We start from the raw sequence: 23,442 nt of genomic DNA, 5'->3' as shown, positions 1-23,442 counted from the left end.
CACAAAAAAACGGGCCCGCGGCCCGTCGATATTTCCCGGTGGAGCCTCAGGCCAGAGCCCGACGCGCCGCTGTTGAGAGGCATATACGTGGTGGCGGGTGAGTCTGCAAGAGGCGAAAACGCGCCCGCTGTTCACCTTCGCGATCTCAGTTCATCTCACGACAAATTCCGCGTGTAGAGCCCCTGCGGCATTGATGGTCTTGAGAATGTCGATCATGTCCCTTGGCGAAACCCCGAGCGCGTTCAATCCCGCGACCACCTGCGACAGTGAAGTTCCCTCGGGCACCTCGGCCAGTTTGATACCTTCATCCTCTTCAAGTGCTGCGGTTGTGCGCGGGACAACTACTGTTCGCCCATTGGCAAAGGGGTTCGGCTGCACGACAAGCGGCGCTTCTTCAATCCGCAGGGTCAGGTTACCCTGCGAAACGGCAACGCGTGAAATACGTACATCATCGCCCAGCACGATCGTACCGGATCTTTGATCGACCACCACACGCGCCCGACGCTCCGGCGTGACGAGGATGTTTTCAACCCTCTCAATGGCATGGGCGACCGAGACTGCGCGGGTCGCCGCGACATCAAGCTCTACTGTGCCGGAATCGCGCATTACCGCCACCGGGCGTCTGAATTCGCGGTTCACAGCTGTTTCGATGCGCCCCGCCGTGGTGAAATCGGGTTCTCGCAAAGCCAGGCGCAGGCGCCTCAGCGATGAGAGATCAAAGTCGATCTCTTTCTCGACCCGCGCGCCCGAGGGGATGACGCCCGAGGTGGGCACACCGCGCACCACCGAGGCCGCCTCACCTTCGACACTGGCGCCACCAGCCAGCACAGTGCCCTGCGCGACGGCATAGATTTGCCCGTCGGCGGCGTTGAGCGGGGTCATGATCAATGTCCCGCCGAGCAGGCTTTTCGAATCACCAATCGCGGACACCGTGACGTCGATCTGCGAGCCCACCCTCGAAAATGGCGGCAAACTGGCGGTCACAAAAACGGCGGCGACGTTTTTCGGGCGAAACTGCTCTCCGGTGACGTTGACGCCGAGGCGTTCCAGCACATTTGACAACATGTCTTCGGTGAAGGGTGCATTGCGCAGCCCGTCGCCGGTTCCGTTCAATCCCACGATCAGGCCATAACCGATCAGGTCGTTGCCGCGGACGCCATCGAAATCGACAAGGTTCTTCAGGCGGATTTCTCCGGCATTGGCGGGCAGGGCCATCAGTAAGGTCAGGGCAAGAAGTCTGAAAATGCTCATCTGAGGTAGTTCACCAGCGACAATTGCGAGGACCGGACGGTGGCGGCGTAGAGGCTCTCCAACTGGAACTGGGCCGCTTCCAGATGTGTTGCCGTGTCATAGGGGTCCGCCGCCAAAAGTATGTTGCGGGCAAATTCCGTGGCCGTCGCGGTGGCGGCGTTTTGGGTCTTTGCCGCTTCGATGCGTGACTCCGTATGACCCAGATCGGCTTGCAGCAGGGTCAAGTCTTCCTGGCTACGCAGTAAACCCGCCCCGGTTCTGTGCAGCAGATCGGACTGAACCGTTTCCGAAAACCCCAACGCCGGGTCGGTTGCAAGCGCGGCTAATGCGGTGTCGCGCAGCATGGCTCGAAACGTTGGATGATCGGCGCGCAGCGGCAGGCTAGCGTCCTGGGTATCGGATACACTGATCGGGTCCAGGCTCTGGTCGGAGCCTTGATAGATAACTGCTTCGAACCCGGCAGGGTCGTTGAACCAGTCCGTGGCGGCCTGGATAATGTCAACCGGCGTTGTCTGACCGCTCACCACCGTGCGCAGGGCTGCCAGCAGGGTTTTGTCATCGGCGAGCGGCGTCGTATCTAGGGCCTGCCCGGCAAACAGGCTGCGCCCGCCCGATCTGGTGTTCAGTGTCGATACCAGAAGCTTGAGGTCGTCGGCGGCCTGGTTGCTCATGTGTTGGCGCGTGACCTCCTGGCCGGGTTTGGAAAACGTGACCAGTTTTGCCGAGAGGTCACCCACCCGGTCATGCAGGTTCGCAAGGCCCGTCTGTATACCGCTGGCCCAGGCACCCGCCTCGGCGGTGACGGTCTTGAACGCCTGCAGATGGCGCAACCGGCGATCCATATCGGTTAGCTGCGAATAGTCGCCAGCAAGCCGAGTATTCACGTCCTTGGTCTGGCCGGAACTGAGTTCATCGGTCAGCGTAGCGATCCGGGTCTTGATTTCGACGCTGCGGGTGCGCAATGCCAGCGAGCTGGCCAGATCACCGATTGATGTCAGGGGCATGGGTCAGATCCTCAGCAATGTATCCATCAGGGTCCCGACAACCTCGAGAACCCGCGCGTTGGCGGCATATGCCTGTTCAATCTGCATCAGGGATTGCAGCTCCGCGTCGGTGTCCACGCCAAGGGCCTGTTCGATTCGCTGAAATTCGGTGAATGTTGCCGAGGCGAAGGCCGACCGCTGTTCGGTCTCGGCCGTGGCCTGTGCGGTGATTGACAACATTCCGGTTGCCACCCCGGCTGCGCTCAGTGCGCCGGGCCCGAAATTCGCACTCGCCAGCGTTCGGGGCGTGGTAAGCGCCGCGCTCATCGCCTTGAGCAGGGCGGCGCCGCCCTGAGGGCCGGGACCCGAAGCGTTCAACCCGTCACGCAAGCGCCAGCTTTGGCCGCCTTGGGACGGATCGGCAGCTGTGTTGAACTCCAGCCGGTTCGACAGGCCGAGAGCGTTTGCCGGCAGAAAGGCGGCGCCGGCGTCGGTGAACAGGCCGGGATCGGTCGCGGCCAGCGTCGGGTCAACCGCCGGATCGGCAAAGCGTTCGATCAGGTCGCGGGCGAGAGCGTCGAGATTCTGTTGCGCGTCGACGGCAAGATCGTCACGGATCTGAAATTCGGCGGCCAGCGTGCCACCCCGGATCGGCGATGCCTCGCCCCCGGTCCGCATCGGCATGCCGTTGATCTCAAGGTCGGAGAGCAGCCCGTTCGCCTGAGTCATATGAGGTTCAGCAGAGGTGGCGGGGGCAAAGCTGAGTGTGGCGGCGGAGCCATCAAGCAAAATGGCGCCGCCCTCGCTATAAAGCGCAATGCCGTTATGTTCGCGGCCGGCGATCTTGGCCGGTATGACGGTGTTGACCTGGTCCACCAGTTGCTTACGCTGATCGAGCAAGGACGCGGTATCCGAACCTGACAGCTCAACGCGCCGGATGCGGGCGTTGAGCGCCTCGATATCCTGCAACGTGCCGTTCAGCCTGTCGACCTGTTGGCTGATATTGCGATCCGCGCGCGTGCGCAGGTCACTCAGGCCCTTGCCCGCAGACTGAATTGCCTGTGCCAGATCGCTTGCGGCGGTGGCAGCAGCATCTAGCCGTGTGGGGGCATTTGGGTTGCTTGCTGCAGTGATCAGAGCGGCCTCGAGCTCGGCCACGCGGTGGCTCAGTGATGCGGGATCATCGGTGGAACCGATCAGGGCCCCGAACTCGGCATGAAACCGGGTCAGCGTATCAACATTCCGCGACGTGGCTTCGGCGCTGCGTCGATTGTCCGTCAGGACCGGGTCGGTGCGGCGGGTGACGCCCAGAACGCGGACGCCCTGACCGGCGGTTGCATTCGAGGTCAGCTCGAGACTGCGCTTCGCATAACCCGGTGTCAGCGCATTCGCGATATTGTCCGAGATCACACCCGATGCGCGACCGCTGGCCGTCAGACCGCTGAGTGCGTTGTTGAACGCTGCCGAGATTGTCATATCCGCCCTCCTTCCATGGCCCTAGCGGGTGCTCTGTCAGCGTTTGATATTCGTGGTTTCCTGAAGCATCTCGTCAACAGTCTGGATCACCTTGGCGCTGGTGGAATACGCGCGCTGGGTCTGGATCATTGCGGTCAGTTCGGTTGCGATGTCGGTCTTGGATTCCTCGCGCGCGAAGGACACCATGTCGCCGGTGGGCCCGTCGCCCGCGTCCCACAGGAAATAGGTGCCGCTTTCACGAGAGGGCGCATAGGTCTGCTGGTCGAGCGAGAACATCCCGTTTGGATTGGGCAGGTCGACCAGGGGAACCTGATAGACCCGCTGGCTGATACCGGAATCGAAGAAGGCATAGACGTAGCCGTTTTCGTCGATTTCCACTTTGGTCATGGTGCCCACTGCCGATCCATCTTTGGTGGTCGAGACCGGTGCAAACGTGTCAGAGAGCTGCGAAATGCCGTCGGTATCGCCCAGCAGGCCGATATTGATCTCCATTGGGCCGCCGGCGACACTAACCACAAGGCTGCCCGTGGCGGGATCATAGGCGCCGCCCGAAACGGCTGTGACGCTGGCCAGAGTGCCCCCGGCCGTGCGGCTGTCATCGAAGGTCAGGGTATATTCACCGATCGTCGCCCCGCCAGACGCAGTGTCGCGCAGTATCATCGTCCATTCATTGCTGACACCTGTGGCGGGCACCGTCGGAACCAGCTCGATCTGAACATTCTCCGATTTGCCCAGATTGTCAAAATACTCCACCGAAAGCGGTTGAGAATCTCCCGCTGCGCCGGCTTCGGTCGCGGTTGCGGGCAGGTTCATGCGCAGACCCATCCGGGTTGTCGGGGACCCCGAAACCTGGTTCACGCCCATCTGAATCGGTTGCAACCCTTCCGACGTATCGCGCGGATAAGAGGGCATCGAACCGTCTGCGGCAGCGGGCCAGCCCAGCAGAACCAGACCCGATTCGGTAACCAGATATCCCTGTTCGTCGGTTCGGAATGACCCGGTCGTAGTCAGCAACATCTGCGAAGACCCGGCATCCGAAATCTCGGACGTGTGCCGCACTGGCAGCATGCCGCGACCCCGGATGGCGAGGTCGGTGGCATTGCTGGTCGACACGATTGAGCCGGCCTGATCGATCAGACGGCGGTTGGTCGTACGGACCCCGCCCGCGGAATAGGTGCCGCCCGAGGACGAAGTAACCATTGAATGAAAGTCCGTTTCGACCCGTTTGTACCCGAAGGTCGAGGCATTCGCGATATTGTCGGAAATGGTCGCCAGTCGGTTGGCATTGGCTGACAGCGCAGCCACGCCCGCGTTCAGCGAAGAGGAAATGGACATCGGAGCCCCTTTTGTTGCTTTGGTCATTCAGCCTTCTGCAACAGCTACGCGCTGGGGTTTAACAGCGCGCTAACAGCTAAAATACGAGCTATTCTGTCGAAGAGCTGCGCAGCAGCGTGATCTCAACCCGGTTGTTGCGGGCAGCCATAGGGTTTTCGTCCCTGAGCTTGCGGTCGGCATGCCCGGTCACCCGCTGAATGCGGGCCGGGTCCAGTCCGGAGCGTTCCAGAAGTGTCTTGCTGGTCGTGGCGCGATCCATGGACAGGTGCCAGACCGGGCTGCGCGCCAGCACAACAGGACGCGCCTGCACATGGGCGCTTACCGCGACATGGTTGCTGACGCTCGCCGCCGCCATCGCCACAACCGCCGCCAGGTCTTGCATCGTCTGGGTCGGCGTGTCGGAATGCCGATCGAAAAGCGGCACCTGATCGGTTGCCGAAAGCTCGATGATCAGTCCCTCGTCGGTAACCCGGGTGACGATGTGTTTCAGCAGCCGGTCAGAGACCTGGCTTTCACCGCTGCGCCCCTGCAGCATATTCTGAACGGCGCTGAATTCGTCCACCGACGCGTCCTCTTCCCCGTTTTGGTCGACGCCGGTTGCACCCCGTGCGCGGCGCGATTCCGTCAGGTGCTGCTTTGTCGCGCCGCGCCCATCCAGAACTACGGCATCATCCGAGAACACGTTTTCGCCCCCAAAGGCACCATCACCGCCGCCCGAAACCGGGCTGAGCGGGATCGACGGTGAAAAGTAATCCGCCAACCCTTTGCGTTGTTTTTCGGTTGTTGCGTTCAGCAGCCACATCAACATGAAGAACGCCATCATGGCCGTCACGAAATCGGCATAGGCCACCTTCCATGCGCCACCATGGTGGCCACCGCCACCAACGACTTTCTTACGTTTGATGATGACTGGCGCCGCATTTGATTGCGCACCCATCTCCACCACCTTTTTTCACCCACCACCGTGGTAGCGGTGCAGGTGTTAAGAGGGGGCTAACAGATAAAATTGTGTGGGTAATTCGGTAATTTCCGGGTCGTAGGTTGCAAGCCGCCAACGCGAGGCGACATCAGGTATTCCTGTCTATACAGGCTCTAACAAGACCGATTTTCCGCTTGCGGCAGAGCGCTGGGCTGCAAGCCCCATCCGCACCGCCATCCAGCCATCCAGCAGTGACACGTCCGGCCCGTCGCGTTCGCCACGTAGGAGCTGCAGAAACGCCTGATGCTGATAAAAGGTCGATCCGTTGTGGTCGCCTGCATCAAGCAGGTCCCCGTCCACCGGGATTTCGGTCGTCACCGGCCCTTTGGGTGCGCGCGGGCTGACGATCAGTTTCGGGACCGGGGGCGCGCCCAGTTGCGCGGGCCAGAAACGGCCCGGCCCGGGCACCAGCGCTTCGATCTTGCCTGCGGCGCCGATGGCCGAAACCTCCTCCTGATAGGTTGCACCCTCGGCAAACATGCACAGTTCCAGCATCGCCCGCGCGCCATTGTCGAAATCGACGATGACATAGCCGTTGTCGAGAATGTCGGGCACCTCGCCCTCGTAGCGCTCGTCCAGATGGTTGAGCGATTGTGCTGCCGAGGCCATGATACGCACCGGCTCGGCCTGCAGCGCCAGCCTCATCAGATCGAAGAAATGGCAGCATTTTTCAACAAATGTCCCGCCGCTGTTGCGATTGAACCGATTCCAGTTGCCGACTTTGTCCAGAAACGGAAACCGATGCTCGCGCAGGGTCAGCATCCTGATGCCGCCAGTGGCGACATCGGCCTGTTCCAGAAACGCCGCGATGGGCGGCATGTAGCGGTACTCCATCGCCACCCAGATCGGGGCCGGATAGCTCTCGCGCAACGCAAACATCGCCTCGGCATCCGCCGGGTCGGTGAACAGAGGCTTCTCGACCAGCAGGGGCAGGGGCCGTGTTTCCGCGATCTGCAGAACCTGCGACACGTGGCGGTGGTTGGGGCTGGCGATCAGCAGGCAGTCCAGATCCGGCAATGCTAGTAGCGCCTCCAGCGACGGCACAAGTGTTGCTTCGGGTGCGATCTGGCTGGAGGCCTCTGCCATTCCGGCATCGGGTTCAAAGATCGCGGCAACGCGCGCGCCTTCAAGCAGTGCGATGTTCTTCAGATGCTCCTGCCCCATCATGCCGCAGCCGATGATCCCGTAGTTGATCTCTCGGGTCACGCGTCTCTCCTTATCTGAGCCGTTGGACATAAAGCGCGCGGTCCGGGTCGAACCAGGTGCGCGAGAATTCGACCGGTTGCGGCGAGTCGGCCCAACTGAACCGTTCGATATACCCGATGGGTGTCCCGTGGGGTTTTGTAAATTGCGCGGGCGCCCAATCCGGCACCACCCCGACCGAGACCCTGTCTTCGGCGCGTCTGATCCAGAACCCAAGCTGGTTCTGGTAATAGTGATAGAGCGAATCGGACACATCCCGCCGCCGGATCAACCCGGCAGAAGCATCCAGCCAGATCTCTTCGACCGCGATCACCGTGTCATTGAGATAGCGCAGCCGCCGCACCCGTGATCCGTTGTCTAATATGCCAAACTTCGGTAGATCGTCGGGTTTGGGCAGCAGATCGACCGACAGCACATCCGCGCGCGGCAACCCGCCGCCTTCGGGCAGTTCCAGCCGGAACATGGCATAGACGCTGTTGGTCTCGGACCCGTTGCGCACATAATTGCCCGACCCCTGCACGCGCTCCAGCAACCCGCGTTCGCTCAATTGGTGCAGGGCTTTGCGCAGCGTGCCGACTGAGGTGTTAAGTTGCGTCGCCATCTCGCGCTCGGGCGGCAGGCGCTCGCCCTCGATCAGACGGCCCGCCGCTATATCGCGGGTTAGCCGTTCAGCGATCTGCACATAGAGCGGCAAGGCGTTCGGGCTCGGGCCGGGCTGTGTCACGGGGTGCGGCGTCCTGTCGCGGAAAAAATTGATACACTATTGATCTACATCAAGGCGCCTGTTACGCAAGAGAAAAAGCCACACCGCGCGGAGAAACCCCCGAATGACCATCGTGCCCATCACATCGCCCGACCTTGATGCTGCCGAGGTGTCGTGGTTTTCGGCGCTTTGTTCGGACGATTATCAGTTTCTGGGTCAACCCGACGGCGCGCTGCGCTCAAGCTGGGATCATTGCTCGGCTATTGTGAAAGAGGCCGAGGCGCAGGGATTTCGCAACATCCTCTGCCCGTCCTCGTTTCAAGTGGGGCAGGACACGCTGTCCTTTGTTGCGGGATGCGCGCCGATCACCGACCGCATCAACCTGCTGGCCGCCGTTCGCTGCGGCGAGATGCAACCGATCATGCTAGCCCGGACCATCGCAACGCTGGATCACATGCTAAAGGGACGGCTGACGGTCAATATCATCAGCTCGGACTTTCCCGGTGAAAAGGCCGACAGCAACTACCGCTACCAGCGCTCGCGCGAAGTGGTCGAGATTCTGAAACAGGCCTGGACGCAGAATGAGATAAACCATGAGGGCGAGGTCTATAACTTCGCGGGCCTGACCACCGATCCGGTGAAACCGTATCAGACCGGTGGGCCGCTGCTCTATTTTGGGGGATATTCCCCGGCGGCGCTGGAGCTGTGCGGGCAACATTGCGATGTCTATCTGATGTGGCCCGAGACCAAGGACGCGCTGGAAGGGCGGATGAAAGCGGTGAACGAAGTTGCCCAGCGTTATGGACGGACGCTGGATTACGGTCTGCGCGTCCACATGATCGTCCGCGATACCGAGGCCGAGGCGCGCGAATATGCCGAATATATAGTCTCTAAATTGGACGATGAGTATGGTCGGCTGATCCGCGAGCGGGCGCTCGATTCCACCTCGTTGGGTGTGTCGCATCAGGCGCGGGCCCGCGAATTGGCAGATCAGTTCGGCTATACCGAGGATCATTTGTGGACCGGTGTGGGCCGCGCCCGTTCGGGCTGTGGCGCGGCGCTGGTTGGGTCGACCGATCAGGTCATGTCCAAGATCGAAGACTATCAAAAGATGGGCATCCGCGCCTTTATCTTCTCGGGCTACCCGCATATCGACGAGGCCCGCCATTTTGGCAGCCGGGTGTTGCCGAACCTGAAAACCTGTTCGCTGCCGCAGGCCTATGGCCGGGTGCCGTCGGACACACCCGCAACGCCGTTGGGCAACGGAGTACGCCGCTAATGGATCGCGTCAAACTGGGCACAAAACTGGAGCTGAGCCGCATCGTCTATGGCATGTGGCGGCTGGCCGACGGCGCGGACACCTCCGTGGACCACGTGAGCGCCAAGATAGGCGCCTGCCTGGATCAGGGCATCACCTCATTCGATCAGGCAGATATTTATGGCGCCTACGCAGCCGAAGAGGTTCTGGGCAATGCGCTGAAATCCGACCCCGCCCTGCGCAACAGGATGGAGATCGTGACCAAGTGCGGCATCGTCGCGCCCATCGGCCGCTATGCCGATGCCAGGGTCAAATATTACGACACGTCGCGCGCCCATATCGAGGCATCGGTGGATCATTCGCTGCGGCTGATGGCAATCGACCATATCGACTTGTTGCTGATCCACCGGCCTGATCCCTTGATGGACCACCACGAAGCGGGCGCGGCGCTGGATGCGGTTGTGGCTTCGGGCAAGGTGCGCAGCGTTGGCGTCTCGAATTTCCGCCCTTGGGACTGGTCGCTGCTGCAATCGGCGATGAACACGCAGCTGGTGACAAATCAGATCGAGATATCCCTTTCCGAAATAACACCTTTCTCGAATGGCGATCTGGCCTATCATCAACACAACGGTCATCCCCTGATGGCCTGGTCCCCGCTGGGAGGGGGTGCGCTTATGGCCGGACAGAGCAAAGCCGCTCAGATCGCAGATGAGATCGCTGCCGAAGCGGGCGTGGACCGGTCTGCCGTGGCAGTGGCCTTCCTGCTGGCCCATCCTGCCAACATCCTGCCAGTGATGGGCACCAACAATCTTGATCGGATCGCCCGTATCTCGGACGCGTTGAAGGTCACGCTCGACCGGCAAAGCTGGTTCCGCCTGTATGAGGCAGCGCTGGGCAAGGAGGTGCCGTGATGAACGCGTTCTCTCCGAAGACGCCGGTGGTGTTTGAACCCGATACCGCCAATCCGCGGCAATTGCGCGACGCTTTCGCGAAATTTGCCACTGGGGTAACGGTGGTGACCTGCGCCGGTGAAACCGGGCCGCTTTGCATCACGGCCAACAGTTTCTCGTCGCTGTCGCTGGACCCGCCACTGGTGATGTGGGCGCCTAGCAAGGGCTCTCGCCGGTTTCCACTGTTTCGCGATGCCAGGGAATTCGCCGTCCATGTGCTGTCTGCCGAGCAAAGTGCGCTCTGCTGGGCCTGCTCGCAGGACGCCTCGGCGTTGAACGATTTCGATTATCTCGAAAACGAATGCGGTGTTCCGCTGATCCCCGGCTGTCTGGCGCGGTTCGTCTGCAGCCATGTGGCCTGCCACGAGGCGGGCGATCACGTGATCATCGTCGGAGAAGTTGACCAGGTCGAAATGTGTGAAGGAGACGCATTGGCCTTTTTTGCCGGCAAGTTCGGCCAATTCGCGCAGCAATAAGCGCGCCAACACCTGCCGAACCCGGGAGGTACCAAAGGGAGGGCGATCCGCATGGGCGGATTATTATCGGTGCTCGCACCGATCGGCTTCGTGAACGAATTTGCCTTGCGGATCGGTCGCGCCATCGGCGTTGTCGCGATTGCCGCGATGGTCGTTGCGATCCTGATTCAGGTGTTTTTCCGATACGTTCTGAACAATGCGCTGCCTTGGCCGGACGAGGCTGCGCGGTTCTGCATGTTATGGATGACCGGCCTGATGGCACCCACCGCATTCCGGCGCGGCGGCTTTGTTGCCATTGACATGTTCGGCCGCGCGCTGCCCTCCATCCCGGGCCAGATTCTGAGCCTGTTCCTGCTGGCCGTCTCTTTGCTGGTTCTTGTCGTTGCGATCGGGATCGGATGGGGCGAGGTCACCGGGTTTGGGGGCAAGTTTACCACCGCCTCTCTCTATCTTCCGACCTCGTTTTCCTTTGATGAATGGTATCGGATTCCGCGCAGTTGGATGATGGCCTCGCTGCTGGTCGGGGTAGTCTTGCTGACCTCGGTCAATATCGAACTGATCCTGCGGGGCCTTGTGACGCTGATGGGTGGCAGTGACCGTTTACGCCCCATCGATGATGTCGAAATGTTGGGGAGCGAGTAGATGCTGATCTGGTTCCTGCCCGCCTTCCTGTTCTTCCTGCTGATCGGCTTGCCGGTCTTTTTCGGGCTGCTCGCCGCACCCGGTCTGCTGTTGTGGCTCAACGGGCAGGAGAAGGACATCACGCTGCTCTACCGCAATGTCTATAACGGGATGGACAGCTTTCCGCTGATGGCGATCCCGTTCTTCATGTTGGCGGGCGAGATGATGAACCGCGGTGGCATCACCATCCGGTTGGTCGAGTTCAGCCAGGCGCTGATGGGGCATCTGCGCGGGGGGCTGGCGCAGGTCAATATCCTCAGTTCGATCCTGTTTGCTGGACTGTCCGGCTCGGCGGTTGCCGATACCTCGGCACTGGGCTCAATGCTGATCCCGGCGATGGAGAGAGAGGGCTATAGCCGCAAATTCGCCGCCGCGATCACGGCGGCCAGTTCGGTCATCGGGCCGATCATCCCGCCTTCGGGAATCATGATCATCTATGCCTACGTGATGGGCGAAAGCGTCGCGGCCCTGTTTCTTGCGGGTATTATCCCGGGCATTTTGGTGGGTGTCGGGCTGATGGTGATGGTTCGGCTGATGGCCGACCGCTACGATCTGCCACCGGCGCATCGCGTGGTGTTGACCGGCACCCAGCTCGGCAAAACCGAAACTTGGGTGTCCTTCCTGCTGGTGCGGTTGAATCTGGGGCTGCTGCTGTGGTCCTTCATGCCGGTCGGGGCCGAGGCGAGCAGTGCGATCCAATGGGGCCTGCTGATCGGTGCGCTGTTGATTGCGCATGGCATCTTCCTTGGGTTGCGTCGGGTGGTCAGCCATGATTTCCGCATGGTCTGCAAACGCGCCATGGTGCCGTTGCAGACACCGATCCTGATCCTCGGCGGCATTCTGGCCGGTGTCTTTACGCCGACCGAGGCCGCTGCCGTTGCCGTGGCCTACGCGGTCTTTGTTGGTTTTTTCATCCTGCGCAGCCTCAGTCTGCGTGACATGCCGCAGATTCTGACCAATGCCGGGATCACCTCGGCGGTGGTGTTGCTGCTGGTGGGCGCGGCGATGGCGTTCAAGACCGTGGTCAGCCTGAGCCACGCACCCGAACAACTGGCGGGGTTCATCCTGAACCTGAGCGAAAACCCCTTGATCCTGTTGTTCCTGATCAACCTGCTTCTTTTCATCGTCGGAATGTTTCTGGACGCGGGGCCTGCGATCATTATCCTTGGGCCTATTCTCGGTCCGATCTTTACCGATCTCGGCGTCGACTCGATCCACTTTGCCATCATCATGAGCGTCAACCTGACTGTGGGTTTGGCAACGCCTCCGATGGGGCTTGTCCTATTTGTCGCGGCGGCGGTATCGAAAGAGAGGGTCGAGACCATCGCAAAGGCTATTCTGCCATTTTTGGCCGTGGAAATTCTGGTGATTTTCCTGATCACCTATGTCCCGGCAATATCAATGACGATCCCGAGACTGACCGGGTTCGCACAATGAGTATCTGAACAGGGAGGAAACGCTGTGCTCAAAACTGCCTTAAAATCGGTGGCCGTGGCGGCCATATTGGCTGGCTCTGCCATCACGGCGTCCGCGGCGGACTTTACGTTGCGGGCGACGGCCAATTCGAACGAAAATGACGAGGATTATGACGGTCTGATCGTCTTCAAGAACTATGTTGAAGCTGCCTCGAACGGTGCGATTGAGGTCGAGCTGTTCATCGGCACGCAGCTCTGTTCGAACGGCGCTGAATGCCTTCAGGGCATCGCTGATGGCAGCGTGGATATCTACATCTCCACCTCGGGCGGCGCTTCGGGCATCTTTCCCTTCGTGCAGGTGCTGGATCTGCCCTATCTGATGTCGGATGACCGCGTGGCCGAGGCCGTGCTGGCCAGCGACAGCGATTTCATGCAGGCGATGAAGCAGATGGTCTCGGACGTGTCCGGTGGCATGGTGCGGCTGATGACCGTGGGCAATACCGGCGGTTGGCGGAACTTTGCGAACACTCAGAAGCGGGTGCAGAGCCCGTCCGACATGGAAGGTCTGAAAATCCGCACTGTGGTGGCCGACTTACCGCAGGTTCTGGTCACGTCGCTGGGCGCATCGCCCACCCCGATCCCGTGGCCGGAACTGTTCACCAGCTTCCAAACTGGTGTTGTTGAAGGCTCTAAAAACGGCATTACCGATATCATGAACATGAAGTTCCCCGATGCCGGGTTGCAATATGTCACGCTGGACGGGCATGCCTATATGGGCGCTCTGTGGTTCATGAATAACGAGAAATTCATGGCGATGCCGCCGGAATTGCGCACTGTTGTCGTGGATGGGTTCTATCAGCTTCAACAGGCAACTTTTGCCTCGCCCAAGCGTAAGTCGATCCAAGCCTATGAGGATTTCGTAGCCGGTGGTGGCGACCTCTATGTGCCGACGCGCGACGAGAAAGCGGCGTTCAAAGAGGCGGCAACACCCGTCTATGAGTGGTTCACCTCCAATGTGGATGGCGGCCAGCAGGCCTATGATGCGCTTGTGGGGTCCGTGGCCCAGGCCGAAGAGCGGATCAATGCTAGCCGTGCGGCGGATACGCAGTAACCTGACAAAGTGGCGGGCGGTTCAGGCCGCCCGCTTACGCTTAGCGAAACGGGTACATCCAGGGTTGATAATCGTCGATCAGTTCCTGCGCCTTGGCGATCTCTTGCGGCGTCATCTTCTTGACGACGTCCTCAAGGCTGATCGCCGCATCGGGGTCACCGCCGATGGCCGAGAGCGCATACCAAAGATAGGCACGTGTCAGGTCGGGCGCGGGCAATCCGCGACCAACCTCATAATACCAACCGATGCCCGATTGCGCGCCCGGATGCCCCTTCATCGAGGCACGCAGATACCAGTCGAAAGCACGCATATCGTCCCGCTCGACACCCAGACCCATCGCATACATCACGCCGATCAGTTCTTCTGCATCGGCGTTACCGGAGCGCGCGGCGGGCCAAAGCGCCTCATAGGCGGCGTCAAACTGCCCCGCTTCCATCAGATCGCGCGCCTCTTCGATATCGGCAAAGGCGGGCTCCGCAAAAACCAAAAGAAACAGCAGGCGATACATGGCTTAATCTTCCTCGTCTTGTCTGTGCCCTTGGCGGCAGAACCGCTGCCACCTGCGTTGAGCGATGCAGATTTCATTCAAGTCGATCCGAGACAGGCAGCACTTGGCCACCAACTCTTTTACGATCCGATCCTGTCGGGCAACCGGAATATCACCTGTGCCCATTGCCACCACCCCGATTTCGGCACTTCGGACGGGCTGTCGCTGGGGATCGGAGAGGGGGGTGTTGGGCTGGGAACCGAGCGCCTCGCGGGTACGGGCGACAGCCGGATCAAGAAACGCATTCCGCGCAATGCGCCAGGCTTATGGAACCTGGGCGCGCGCGATCTGCACACGTTTTTTCACGATGGTCGGTTGAGCAAGTCGGATCAATTCGGCAATGGGTTCGACTCGCCTGCCGAAGAGTGGCTGCCGCAAGGGTTGAACTCGCTTCTGGCCGCGCAGGCGCTGTTTCCGCTGGTGGCGCAGTTTGAAATGGCGGGCAATCCGGCCGAAAACGAGATCATCGGTGCGGTGCATGACCGGATCGACGCGGCCTGGCCGATCCTGGCAAAGCGGGTGCGCACCGATCCAAAATATCAGCGGGCGTTCATGACAGCGTTCGACCATATTGATATGCCGGATCAGGTGAGCATTGTCGAGATCGGCAATGCGCTGGGTGCCTTCATGGCGGTTGAATTGCAGAGCATCGACAGCCCGTTCGATACATATCTGCGCGGTGACAAGGCCGCGCTGACCACTTCGCAGAAACGCGGTATGGAGTTGTTTTATGGCAAGGCGGGCTGCGCCGCGTGTCATTCCGGGTCTCTGCTGTCCGATCAGAAGTTTCACGCGCTTGGCGTGCCGCCCTTTGGCCCCGGCAGAACCCGCCGGTTCGACCCTTACGCGCGCGATGTTGGGCGGATGGGTGAAAGCGACCGGCTTGAGGATGCCTACAGATTTCGCACTCCGATGCTGCGAAATGTGGCTCTAACAGGACCATATGGGCATAATGGCGCCTATCCCACGTTGGAGGGGATCATTCGTCACCACCTGAATCCCGCACAGGCGCTGTCTCGTTGGAGTCCTGAGATGGCGCAACTGCCCGAGGCAGAATGGCTTGCCACAGGTGATTTCGTGATCTGGCAGGATCGGCGCGAAATGCAGCGCCAGCGCGCAGCACGGGATATCGAATCGGTGGCGCTGGGTGACAGTGAAATTGCCGATTTGGTGGCCTTCATGCACGCCTTGACCGGCCAGGGTGTGAGTAAAACACCTTTTGGTGTGCCTTCGGATTTTGCGCCATGATGGGCCTATCCTGACATAATCATAAAGGGTGAAGTCGGGCCGCGACATTATTGTTCGTTCTCGAGTTTGCCCCCATTCAACACAGCCTATTGTTTCCTGTTGGGGTTGTATCCGCCCGAGACTCGGCATTAGGAAAGGGGATGAGAAACGTTATCAGGGAGGGAGAACCATGATGACTCTATCGATCAAAACCACACTTTTATCCGCCACCATCCTTGCAGGTCTGACAAGCGCAGCAAGCGCTGCGACTTATATGCGGGGCAATGACGGCAACCCGGAAACGCTCGACCAGCACAAGACGTCGACCGTGGCCGAGGCGAACATCCTGCGCGATCTGTACGAAGGGCTGGTAGTCTATACCCCTGCCGCTGAGATCGCACCGGGCGTGGCCGAGGAATGGGAGGTCACCGATGATGGCCTCGTCTACACCTTCAAGCTGCGCGATGACGCGATGTGGTCCAACGGCGATCCGGTGACCGCGGGTGATTTCGTCTATTCATTGCAGCGGATCATGACGCCTGAAACCGGCGCAAAATATGCCAACATCCTTTATCCGATCCAGAATGCTGAGGCGATCAACAAGGGCGAGGTAGAGCCGTCGGAACTGGGCGTGAAGGCGCTGGACGACAAGACGCTGCAAATAACGCTGAACGCAGCGACGCCGTTTTTTATCGAGCTTCTGACTCACCAGACCGGCCTGCCGGTGCATCCGGCGTCGGTTGATGCCCATGGTGCCGATTTTGTGCAGCCGGGCAATATGGTGTCGAACGGCGCCTATTCGCTGACCTCGAACATCCTGAACGACAAAATCGTTCTGACCAAGAACGCCAATTTCCATGATGCCGACAATGTTGCGCTCGAAGAGGTGAACTATCTGCCCTTCGAAGACCGCGCGACCTGCGTGCGTGCCTGGGAAGCGGGCGAAGTGCATAGCTGCTCGGACCTGCCTGCCGAAGATATCGAACGCTTGCGCGGCCAGCATGACGCTGCCGTTCGCGTTGTTCCTTATCTGGGCACCTATTATTACGCGCTGAATCACGAAGACGACACGCTGGCCGATCCCGAAGTGCGACAGGCTCTGTCGATGGTGATTGACCGTGAATTCCTGGCCGATGAGATTTTCCAGGGCACCATGGTTCCCGCCGAAAGCTTCGTGCCGCCCGGCATCGGCAACTATGCCGCCGGTTCTCCTGTGACCGAGTATTTCGACATGTCGATGCTGGATCGCGAAGACAAGGCTGCCGAAATCCTCGCCGCCAAGGGCATCTCGCCCGACAGCCCGGTCACCATCGAGTTGATGTACAACACCAGCGAGAACCATAAGAACGCGGCAACCGCGATCGCCGATATGTGGTCGAACCTGGGTGTGAACGTCGAATTCAACGTCCGTGATGCCTCGGCCCATTATGCGCATCTGCGCGACAAGGGTGATTTCGATGTCGCGCGTGCCGGCTGGATCGGTGACTATTCCGACCCGCAGAACTTCCTGTTCATGGTCGAGTCGGACAATGACGGTTTCAACTACGCCAACTACAACAATGCCGAATATGACGGATTGATGGATCAGGCCGCTGGTGAAACCGATCTGGACAAGCGCGCCGCGCTGCTGCAGCAGGCCGAGGTTCTGTTCATGCGCGATCTGCCATTCATTCCGTTGCTCTACTATTCCTCGCGGTCGCTGGTTTCGCCTGACCTGCAGGGTTGGGAAGACAACATCCAGAACGTCCACGCGTCACGATACCTGAGCCTGCCTCAGTAACCATTCCTTGCGCGGCGCCGGTCTTTCCGGCGCCGCCCACTTTTGGTGAACCCCTCAGATGCTAAGCTATGCACTCCGGCGGCTCTTATCCGCCATTCCCACGCTATTTATTATCGTCACCGCTGCGTTCTTCATGATGCGCCTCGCGCCCGGCGGTCCCTTCGATCAGGAGCGGACGCTTGAGGCCACGGTGATGGCCAATCTCAACGCCACATTCGGGCTGGATAAGCCACTGTGGCAGCAATACGGGATCTACCTGAGCAACCTGTTTCAGGGTGATATGGGTCCGTCCTTCATCTATCGCGACAAACGGGTCCACGAAATTCTGGCCGAGGGCCTGCCGATTTCGATCCAGCTTGGCGCGACCGCTTTGATCCTGGCGTTGCTGCTGGGCGCGCTGCTAGGCTCCATCGCCGCGTTGCGCCAGAATACCAAGACCGATTTCGCGGTGATCGCGGTGGCGACCTTTGGCATTACGGTGCCGAACTTCGTAGTTGCACCGGTCCTGTCGCTCGTTTTTGCGGTGATCCTCAGTTGGTTGCCTGCGCAGGGCTGGGGGCAATGGAACCAGATGCTCCTCCCGGTGATCGCGCTGGCGCTGCCACAGATCGCGGTGGTAACGCGGCTGATCCGGGGTTCGATGATCGAGGCGCTCAGGTCCGACCATGTGCGCACCGCGCGCGCTTACGGATTGCCCACTCACATGGTTGTCGGCAAACACGCGCTGCGTGCCGCGATCCTGCCTGCGATCAGCTATCTCGGCCCCGCTGCGGCGGCGCTGCTGACAGGCTCTATCGTGGTGGAACAGGTGTTCAACCTGCCGGGCATCGGGCGCTATTTCGTGATCGGCGCGCTGAACCGCGACTATACGCTGGTGATGGGCACGGTGGTGATCGTTGCCGTCTTTGTTGTGGTCTTCAACCTGATCGTCGACCTTCTTTACGCCGTTCTCGATCCGAGGGTGCGCTATGACTGATATGACTGTTGATAACGCCCCGGTTCAGGGGCAGAGCCGTTCGCTCTGGGCAACCGCGATGCTACGGCTGCGACGCAACAAGGCCGCGATGGCCTCGATCTTTGTGCTGATCATCCTGGCGCTTGCAGGGATTTTTGGACCGATGCTGGCACCCCATTCTTATTCCAAGGTCTACCCGGAATTCGTCAAGGTGAAGCCCTCGCTCGAATCCTATCCGCAGGAAGAGCAGGTCATTCCGGCGGCCGAATCTGCACTGCGCCGGGCGCGAGTGGATCTGGGGGCGATTGACGTCGATGACGGCAAGGTCCGCATCGAAGTGTCGAGCGAAAGCCGCGACATCGACCCCCGCATCTCGCGCTATCTCGACCGGTCCAGCGTCTTCTCCGATGCCGAGATCACAATTGATCCGGCAGACCCGAAGAAAGGTGTGATCGAGGCGTCGGTCCAGCAGCTCTATTTCCTGATGGGTACGGATGCGAACGGGCGCGATCTGTTCTCGCGCATTCTGATCTCGCTGAGAATCTCGCTGATGATCGGTGCGCTGGCCACGGCTGTAGCGCTGACGATCGGGGTGATTTATGGCGCGACCGCAGGGTTCATCGGAGGCCGCGTCGATAATGTGATGATGCGCTTTGTCGACGTGATGTATTCGTTGCCCTTCGTGTTCTTCGTGATCCTGCTGGTGGTGTTCTTCGGCCGCAATCTGGTGCTGATGTTCCTTGCCGTGGGTGCGGTGGAATGGCTAGATATGGCGCGAATCACGCGCGGCCAGACCCTGTCGCTCAGGCGGCGCGAGTTCGTGCAGGCGGCTGAGGCGCTGGGCGTGTCCGGCAAATCGATCATACGCCGGCACATCATCCCCAACACCGCCGGGACGGTGATCATCTACATGACGCTACTGATCCCAAAGGTGATCCTGCTGGAAAGCTTCCTCAGCTTCCTGGGGCTTGGCGTGCAGGAACCGCTGACCTCGCTTGGGGTGCTGATCTCGGAAGGGGCCAAGAACATGCGCAACGCGCCGTTCATGCTGTTCTATCCGGCGGCGACAATGACTATCCTGCTCTTTGCCCTGAACTTCCTGGGCGATGGCCTGCGCGACGCGCTTGATCCGAAGGACCGCTGATATGGCAAAGGAAATCCATAAAGATCGCGTTCTCGAGATCGACAATATCCGCGTGAACTTCGAAACGCCCGACGGCACGGTCGAGGCGGTGCGTGGGGTTTCGATGCATGTCAGACGCGGCGAGACTGTTGCCGTGGTGGGCGAAAGCGGCTCTGGCAAAAGCCAAATCATGATGTCTGCCATGGGTTTGCTGGCCTCTAACGGGCATGCCGAAGGCTCGGTGCTATACCGCGGCGACGAGATTCTGAACCTGCCGATTAAGAAGCTGAACAAGATCCGCGGTGCCAAGATTTCGATGATCTTTCAGGAGCCGATGACCTCGCTCGACCCGCTTTATACCATTCAGGATCAGCTCTGCGAGCCGTTGATGGTGCATGGCGGTCTGTCGCGCTCAAAGGCGCGGGCGCGGGTGTTGGAATTGCTTAAGCTGGTGCAGATCCCCGACCCCGAGCGACGGATGAAATCTTATCCTTACGAGATGAGCGGCGGGCAGCGGCAACGCGTGATGATCGCCATGGCGCTGTCCAACGATCCCGACCTGCTGATTGCGGATGAACCGACCACGGCGCTGGATGTGACCATTCAGGCCGACATCCTGCATCTGCTGGCCGAGCTTCAGAAACGGTTGGGCATGTCGATCCTGTTCATCACCCACGATCTGGGCATTGTCGAAGCCTTTGCCGACCGGGTCTATGTGATGCGCAAAGGGCGGTTGGAGGAAGAGGGCGAGACCGAGCAAATCTTCCACAACCCCGCGACCGATTATACCCGCATGTTGCTGGATGCCGAACCCTCGGGCGAGAAAGACGCGCCCGCCGGGGATGCCGAGGTGATGTTGTCGGGCAAGGATGTGGTAGTGACCTTTGGCGCGCCAGGTGGTTTTCTGAGCAAGGACACGCAGTTCACTGCCGTGAAGGGCATCGACGTCGCCTTGCATCGGGAACAGACGATCGGGATCGTGGGCGAAAGTGGCTCGGGTAAGTCGACCCTGGGTCGTGCTCTGCTGCAATTGCTGCCCTCTGAGGGACGGGTGGTCTATCTGGGGCAAGAGATCAGCGGGTTGGACCGAGCCCATATGAAGCCCTATCGCGATGGGCTGCAAATGGTGTTCCAGGACCCTTACGGCTCGCTCTCGCCCCGGATGACGGTCAGCGAGATCATCACCGAGGGACTGTTGGTTCATGAGCCGGGCCTGTCCCAACGCGAGCGCGCCGAACGCGCGGCGCAGGCGCTGGAGGATGTCGGGCTTGAGGCCTCGATGCGCAACCGCTTCCCGCACGAGTTTTCGGGAGGGCAACGGCAGCGTATCGCGATTGCACGCGCCGTGGTGCTGCGGCCCAAGGTGATCGTTCTGGATGAGCCGACCTCGGCACTGGACCGGTCCGTGCAGAAACAGGTGATCGAGTTGCTGCGACGGCTGCAAAAGGAACATTCACTGTCCTACCTGTTCATCAGCCACGATCTGGCTGTGGTCCGGGCGCTGTCGGATTACGTGATGGTCATGCGCGAAGGCGAGGTGGTAGAGCAGGGCCTGACCGAGCAGGTGTTTGACAATCCGACGCAGGATTACACCCGCAACCTGATGCGCGCGGCCTTCGACCTGCGTGAGATCCTGCGCGAGAAACTGGCCTGATCAGGCCGTGCGTGGCCCGTGCACCTCGCGGGCCACGTCCATGAAAGCGCGGATCACACGCACTTCACGGCGCTGGGCAAGATGCACGATGGCCTCGCTCATCTCGGCCTGCACATCGCTGAGCGGAATCTGGCGCAGGCGGGCATCTTCGACATATTCCGCGCGCGAGACAAAGCCGATGCCCGCGCCCGAAGCGACCACTTCGCGCACCGCCTCGCGACCCTCGGCGGTGATGGCCGGTTTCAGTCGGATACCGCGCGCTTGGGCCTGTTCCTCAAGCTTTTGGCGCGTTTTCGAGCCTGCTTCGCGGAAAATCAGCGGATACTGGAGCAGGTCGGTCAGCGTCAGTCTGCTCTTTCCCGGCACCAACTCCACGGAGGCAAACGCAGTGATTTCGGTTGAGGCCAGCTCGATCACCTCCATATCGCGGCCCGGAGGTAACCCGCCGACAACACCGATCTCGGCGGCATAACTGCGCAGATGCTCGACCACGTCTGCGGTGTTGCCCGAGCGCAGGGAAATCGTCACGTTTGGATAGCGCGCCCGGAACCGACCCAGTAGCTCGGTCACGTGATGCGCGGAATCGGCGATGATGCGCAACTCGCCATCCATGGCTGCGCCGGATTCCGACATGAATTCCTCGATCTGCTCTTCGACTTCGAAAAACTGCCGGGTCAGGTGAAACAGACGCTCACCGGCCTCGGTCAGGCGCACCCGTTTGCGCTCGCGGTGGAACAGCAGCACGTCGTGATCCTGTTCCAGCCGGCGCACTTGCTCGGAAATCGCCGGTTGCGTCAGACGCAGCGCGTCCGCCGCGCGCGAAAACCCTCCGGTTAGAGCCACATTGTGAAACGCCTTCAACTGGCTGTAACGAACCGGAACCGACGCGGATTTACGCATAAACAAAACCTATGGATTGATTGTTTTATTCAATTTCACATATGGATGACACTTTGGCAAACATGCAGGCAACGCAGCAACCGGGGAATCGTGGCCATGACTTCGGACCATCGCATGATCGACGCACCGAAGTTGGGGGAGCCTTATCTGCTGACGCCGGGTCCCCTGACCACTTCGTATGAGGTGAAAGAGGCGATGCTGCGCGACTGGGGCAGTTGGGATGATGATTTCCGCGCCATGACCCGCGAGATGCGGACACGGCTGCTGTCCCTGCTTGGGACGGGGGCAGAGGAGTTCGATTGCGTGCCGATGCAGGGGTCGGGTTCGTTCTCGGTCGAGGCGATGCTGGGGTCTTTCATTCCAAAGGACGGCAAGGCGCTTGTGCTGGCGAACGGGGCATACGGGCAGCGGTCAGCGCAGACCATGGCCTATCTGGGCCGCGATCACATCGTGCTGGACAAGGGCGATTACTTGCCGCCACGAGGGGCCGAAGTGGCGCAGATACTGGCGGATGATCCGGAGATTACCCATGTTGTCGCCATTCATTGCGAGACCTCCAGCGGCATTCTCAACCCGATTGACGAGATTTCCGAGGCTGTTTACGCCGCCGGGCGCAAACTTCTGGTGGATTCGATGTCAGCCTTTGGCGCGATTGACCTGCAACCGTCGGATATCTGCTATGAGGCAATGGTGTCGTCTGCCAACAAGTGTATCGAGGGCGTGCCGGGCTTTGGTTTCATCATCGCGCGTACGTCCGAACTCGAGGCCGCCAAGGGCAACAGCCATTCCCTGAGCCTGGATGTACATGCGCAATGGGCGGCGATGGAAAAGACCGGCCAATGGCGATTTACCCCGCCAACGCATGTGGTCGCGGCCTTTCTGGAGGCGCTGCGCGCGCATGAGATCGAAGGCGGCGTCGCCGGTCGTGGCGCGCGCTATGCCCGCAACCGCGACGTTGTGGTAGAGGGGATGCGCGGACTGGGGTTCGAGACGCTGCTGGATGACCGCTGGCTCAGCCCGATCATCGTCACCTTCTTCTGCCCCAACGACCCGAAGTTCGAATTTGCTCGGTTCTATGATCTGATGAAGGCCAAAGGCTTCATCATCTATCCCGGCAAGCTGACCGTTGTTGACAGTTTCCGTATCGGGTGTATCGGCCAGATGGACGAAAATGTGATGCGGCAGGTCGTCGACTCTGCCAAGGAAACATTGAACGAGATGGGGGTGGCCAGCGCCGCGCCACCCGCCGCCGCCCTGAAAGAACGCGCCAAACTGGCTGCCTGAATCTGACAAAGGAACTGAGATGACTCTTCACACCCCTGTTGAGGCGAATGAGCGTGTTTATCCGATGCCGAAGGTGCCCGCGATTGCCATCTGTCTTGATGGCTGCGAGCCGGAGTATCTGGAGAAGGCCATCGCCGACGGTCTGATGCCG

The 23,442-nt window shown here is 60.3% G+C and carries 21 protein-coding genes; 12 read left to right on the top strand and 9 right to left on the bottom strand.

Annotated features, from left to right (window positions below; genetic code table 11):
- Positions 1-150 precede the first annotated feature (150 nt).
- From AB1E33_RS23885 to AB1E33_RS23855, 7 genes are all read right to left on the bottom strand, one after another.
- On the bottom strand, positions 151-1,251 hold the full coding sequence (locus tag AB1E33_RS23885; RefSeq protein WP_372579748.1) for a flagellar basal body P-ring protein FlgI: 1,101 nt from the start codon (positions 1,249-1,251) through the stop codon (positions 151-153).
- Positions 1,248-2,255 (bottom strand): flagellin, encoded by a 1,008-nt coding sequence (locus AB1E33_RS23880; RefSeq protein WP_372579747.1) that lies wholly within the window; start codon positions 2,253-2,255, stop codon positions 1,248-1,250. Before AB1E33_RS23880 ends, AB1E33_RS23885 begins: the two co-directional genes overlap by 4 nt.
- A gap of 3 nt (positions 2,256-2,258) precedes the next feature.
- Complete coding sequence (gene flgK / locus AB1E33_RS23875) at positions 2,259-3,710, bottom strand: flagellar hook-associated protein FlgK (protein WP_372579746.1); 1,452 nt, start codon at positions 3,708-3,710, stop codon at positions 2,259-2,261.
- Between the two features lie 36 nt (positions 3,711-3,746).
- Entirely contained in the window at positions 3,747-5,072 is a 1,326-nt protein-coding gene (locus AB1E33_RS23870) for a flagellar hook protein FlgE (protein WP_372579745.1), read from the bottom strand.
- A gap of 61 nt (positions 5,073-5,133) precedes the next feature.
- Positions 5,134-5,982, bottom strand: a complete 849-nt coding sequence (locus AB1E33_RS23865; RefSeq protein WP_372579744.1) for a flagellar motor protein MotB — start codon at positions 5,980-5,982, stop codon at positions 5,134-5,136.
- 144 nt (positions 5,983-6,126) lie between these two features.
- The gene (locus AB1E33_RS23860; RefSeq protein WP_372579743.1) at positions 6,127-7,230 is read right to left on the bottom strand and encodes a Gfo/Idh/MocA family protein; all 1,104 of its coding nucleotides are present in this window, start codon (positions 7,228-7,230) and stop codon (positions 6,127-6,129) included.
- A gap of 10 nt (positions 7,231-7,240) precedes the next feature.
- The gene (locus tag AB1E33_RS23855; protein ID WP_372579742.1) at positions 7,241-7,951 is read right to left on the bottom strand and encodes a GntR family transcriptional regulator; all 711 of its coding nucleotides are present in this window, start codon (positions 7,949-7,951) and stop codon (positions 7,241-7,243) included.
- 103 nt (positions 7,952-8,054) lie between these two features.
- Between AB1E33_RS23855 and AB1E33_RS23850 the strand changes: the two genes are divergently transcribed.
- The 6 genes from AB1E33_RS23850 to AB1E33_RS23825 are packed head-to-tail and all read left to right on the top strand — an operon-like array spanning position 8,055 to position 13,821.
- Complete coding sequence (locus AB1E33_RS23850; RefSeq protein ID WP_372579741.1) at positions 8,055-9,209, top strand: LLM class flavin-dependent oxidoreductase; 1,155 nt, start codon at positions 8,055-8,057, stop codon at positions 9,207-9,209.
- Positions 9,209-10,099 (top strand): aldo/keto reductase, encoded by an 891-nt coding sequence (locus tag AB1E33_RS23845; protein WP_372579740.1) that lies wholly within the window; start codon positions 9,209-9,211, stop codon positions 10,097-10,099. Before AB1E33_RS23850 ends, AB1E33_RS23845 begins: the two co-directional genes overlap by 1 nt.
- Complete coding sequence (locus AB1E33_RS23840) at positions 10,099-10,614, top strand: flavin reductase family protein (protein WP_372579739.1); 516 nt, start codon at positions 10,099-10,101, stop codon at positions 10,612-10,614. The genes AB1E33_RS23845 and AB1E33_RS23840 overlap by 1 nt, the downstream gene beginning before the upstream one ends.
- Positions 10,615-10,665: 51 nt before the next feature.
- On the top strand, positions 10,666-11,256 hold the full coding sequence (locus AB1E33_RS23835) for a TRAP transporter small permease (protein ID WP_372579738.1): 591 nt from the start codon (positions 10,666-10,668) through the stop codon (positions 11,254-11,256).
- Positions 11,257-12,732, top strand: coding sequence for a TRAP transporter large permease (locus AB1E33_RS23830; RefSeq protein ID WP_372579737.1), 1,476 nt, complete (start codon positions 11,257-11,259; stop codon positions 12,730-12,732).
- Between the two features lie 24 nt (positions 12,733-12,756).
- The gene (locus AB1E33_RS23825; protein ID WP_372579736.1) at positions 12,757-13,821 is read left to right on the top strand and encodes a TRAP transporter substrate-binding protein; all 1,065 of its coding nucleotides are present in this window, start codon (positions 12,757-12,759) and stop codon (positions 13,819-13,821) included.
- Positions 13,822-13,861: 40 nt separating this feature from the next.
- Here AB1E33_RS23825 and AB1E33_RS23820 read toward each other — a convergent pair whose 3' ends face one another.
- Entirely contained in the window at positions 13,862-14,329 is a 468-nt protein-coding gene (locus AB1E33_RS23820; protein WP_372579735.1) for a tetratricopeptide repeat protein, read from the bottom strand.
- 57 nt (positions 14,330-14,386) lie between these two features.
- Between AB1E33_RS23820 and AB1E33_RS23815 the strand changes: the two genes are divergently transcribed.
- From AB1E33_RS23815 to AB1E33_RS23795, 5 genes are all read left to right on the top strand, one after another.
- Positions 14,387-15,616 carry a cytochrome-c peroxidase gene (locus AB1E33_RS23815; protein WP_372579734.1) on the top strand — a complete coding sequence of 410 codons (1,230 nt, stop codon included), beginning with the start codon at positions 14,387-14,389 and terminating at the stop codon, positions 15,614-15,616.
- A 169-nt stretch (positions 15,617-15,785) separates the two neighbouring features.
- On the top strand, positions 15,786-17,375 hold the full coding sequence (locus AB1E33_RS23810) for a peptide ABC transporter substrate-binding protein (protein ID WP_372579733.1): 1,590 nt from the start codon (positions 15,786-15,788) through the stop codon (positions 17,373-17,375).
- Positions 17,376-17,433: 58 nt separating this feature from the next.
- Positions 17,434-18,351 (top strand): oligopeptide ABC transporter permease OppB, encoded by a 918-nt coding sequence (oppB, locus tag AB1E33_RS23805; RefSeq protein ID WP_372579732.1) that lies wholly within the window; start codon positions 17,434-17,436, stop codon positions 18,349-18,351.
- Positions 18,344-19,474 (top strand): ABC transporter permease subunit, encoded by a 1,131-nt coding sequence (locus AB1E33_RS23800; RefSeq protein ID WP_372579731.1) that lies wholly within the window; start codon positions 18,344-18,346, stop codon positions 19,472-19,474. The genes oppB and AB1E33_RS23800 overlap by 8 nt, the downstream gene beginning before the upstream one ends.
- 1 nt (position 19,475) lies before the next feature.
- A complete protein-coding gene (locus AB1E33_RS23795) occupies positions 19,476-21,107 on the top strand; it encodes an ABC transporter ATP-binding protein (RefSeq protein ID WP_372579730.1) in 1,632 nt (543 codons plus the stop codon).
- On the opposite strand, the gene AB1E33_RS23790 is transcribed toward AB1E33_RS23795, so the two are convergent.
- On the bottom strand, positions 21,108-22,007 hold the full coding sequence (locus AB1E33_RS23790) for a LysR substrate-binding domain-containing protein (RefSeq protein WP_372579729.1): 900 nt from the start codon (positions 22,005-22,007) through the stop codon (positions 21,108-21,110). It lies immediately after the preceding gene.
- Between the two features lie 96 nt (positions 22,008-22,103).
- Here AB1E33_RS23790 and AB1E33_RS23785 point away from each other — a divergent pair, with 96 nt between their 5' ends.
- Positions 22,104-23,291, top strand: a complete 1,188-nt coding sequence (locus tag AB1E33_RS23785; RefSeq protein WP_372579728.1) for a 2-aminoethylphosphonate--pyruvate transaminase — start codon at positions 22,104-22,106, stop codon at positions 23,289-23,291.
- The last annotated feature ends 151 nt before the right edge of the window (positions 23,292-23,442 follow it).

The organism is Ruegeria hyattellae, assembly GCF_041537925.1.
Classification (GTDB): Bacteria; Pseudomonadota; Alphaproteobacteria; order Rhodobacterales; family Rhodobacteraceae; genus Ruegeria_C.
Note: the sequence above shows the minus strand (reverse complement) of the source record. Positions and strands in the feature narration are given on the sequence as shown.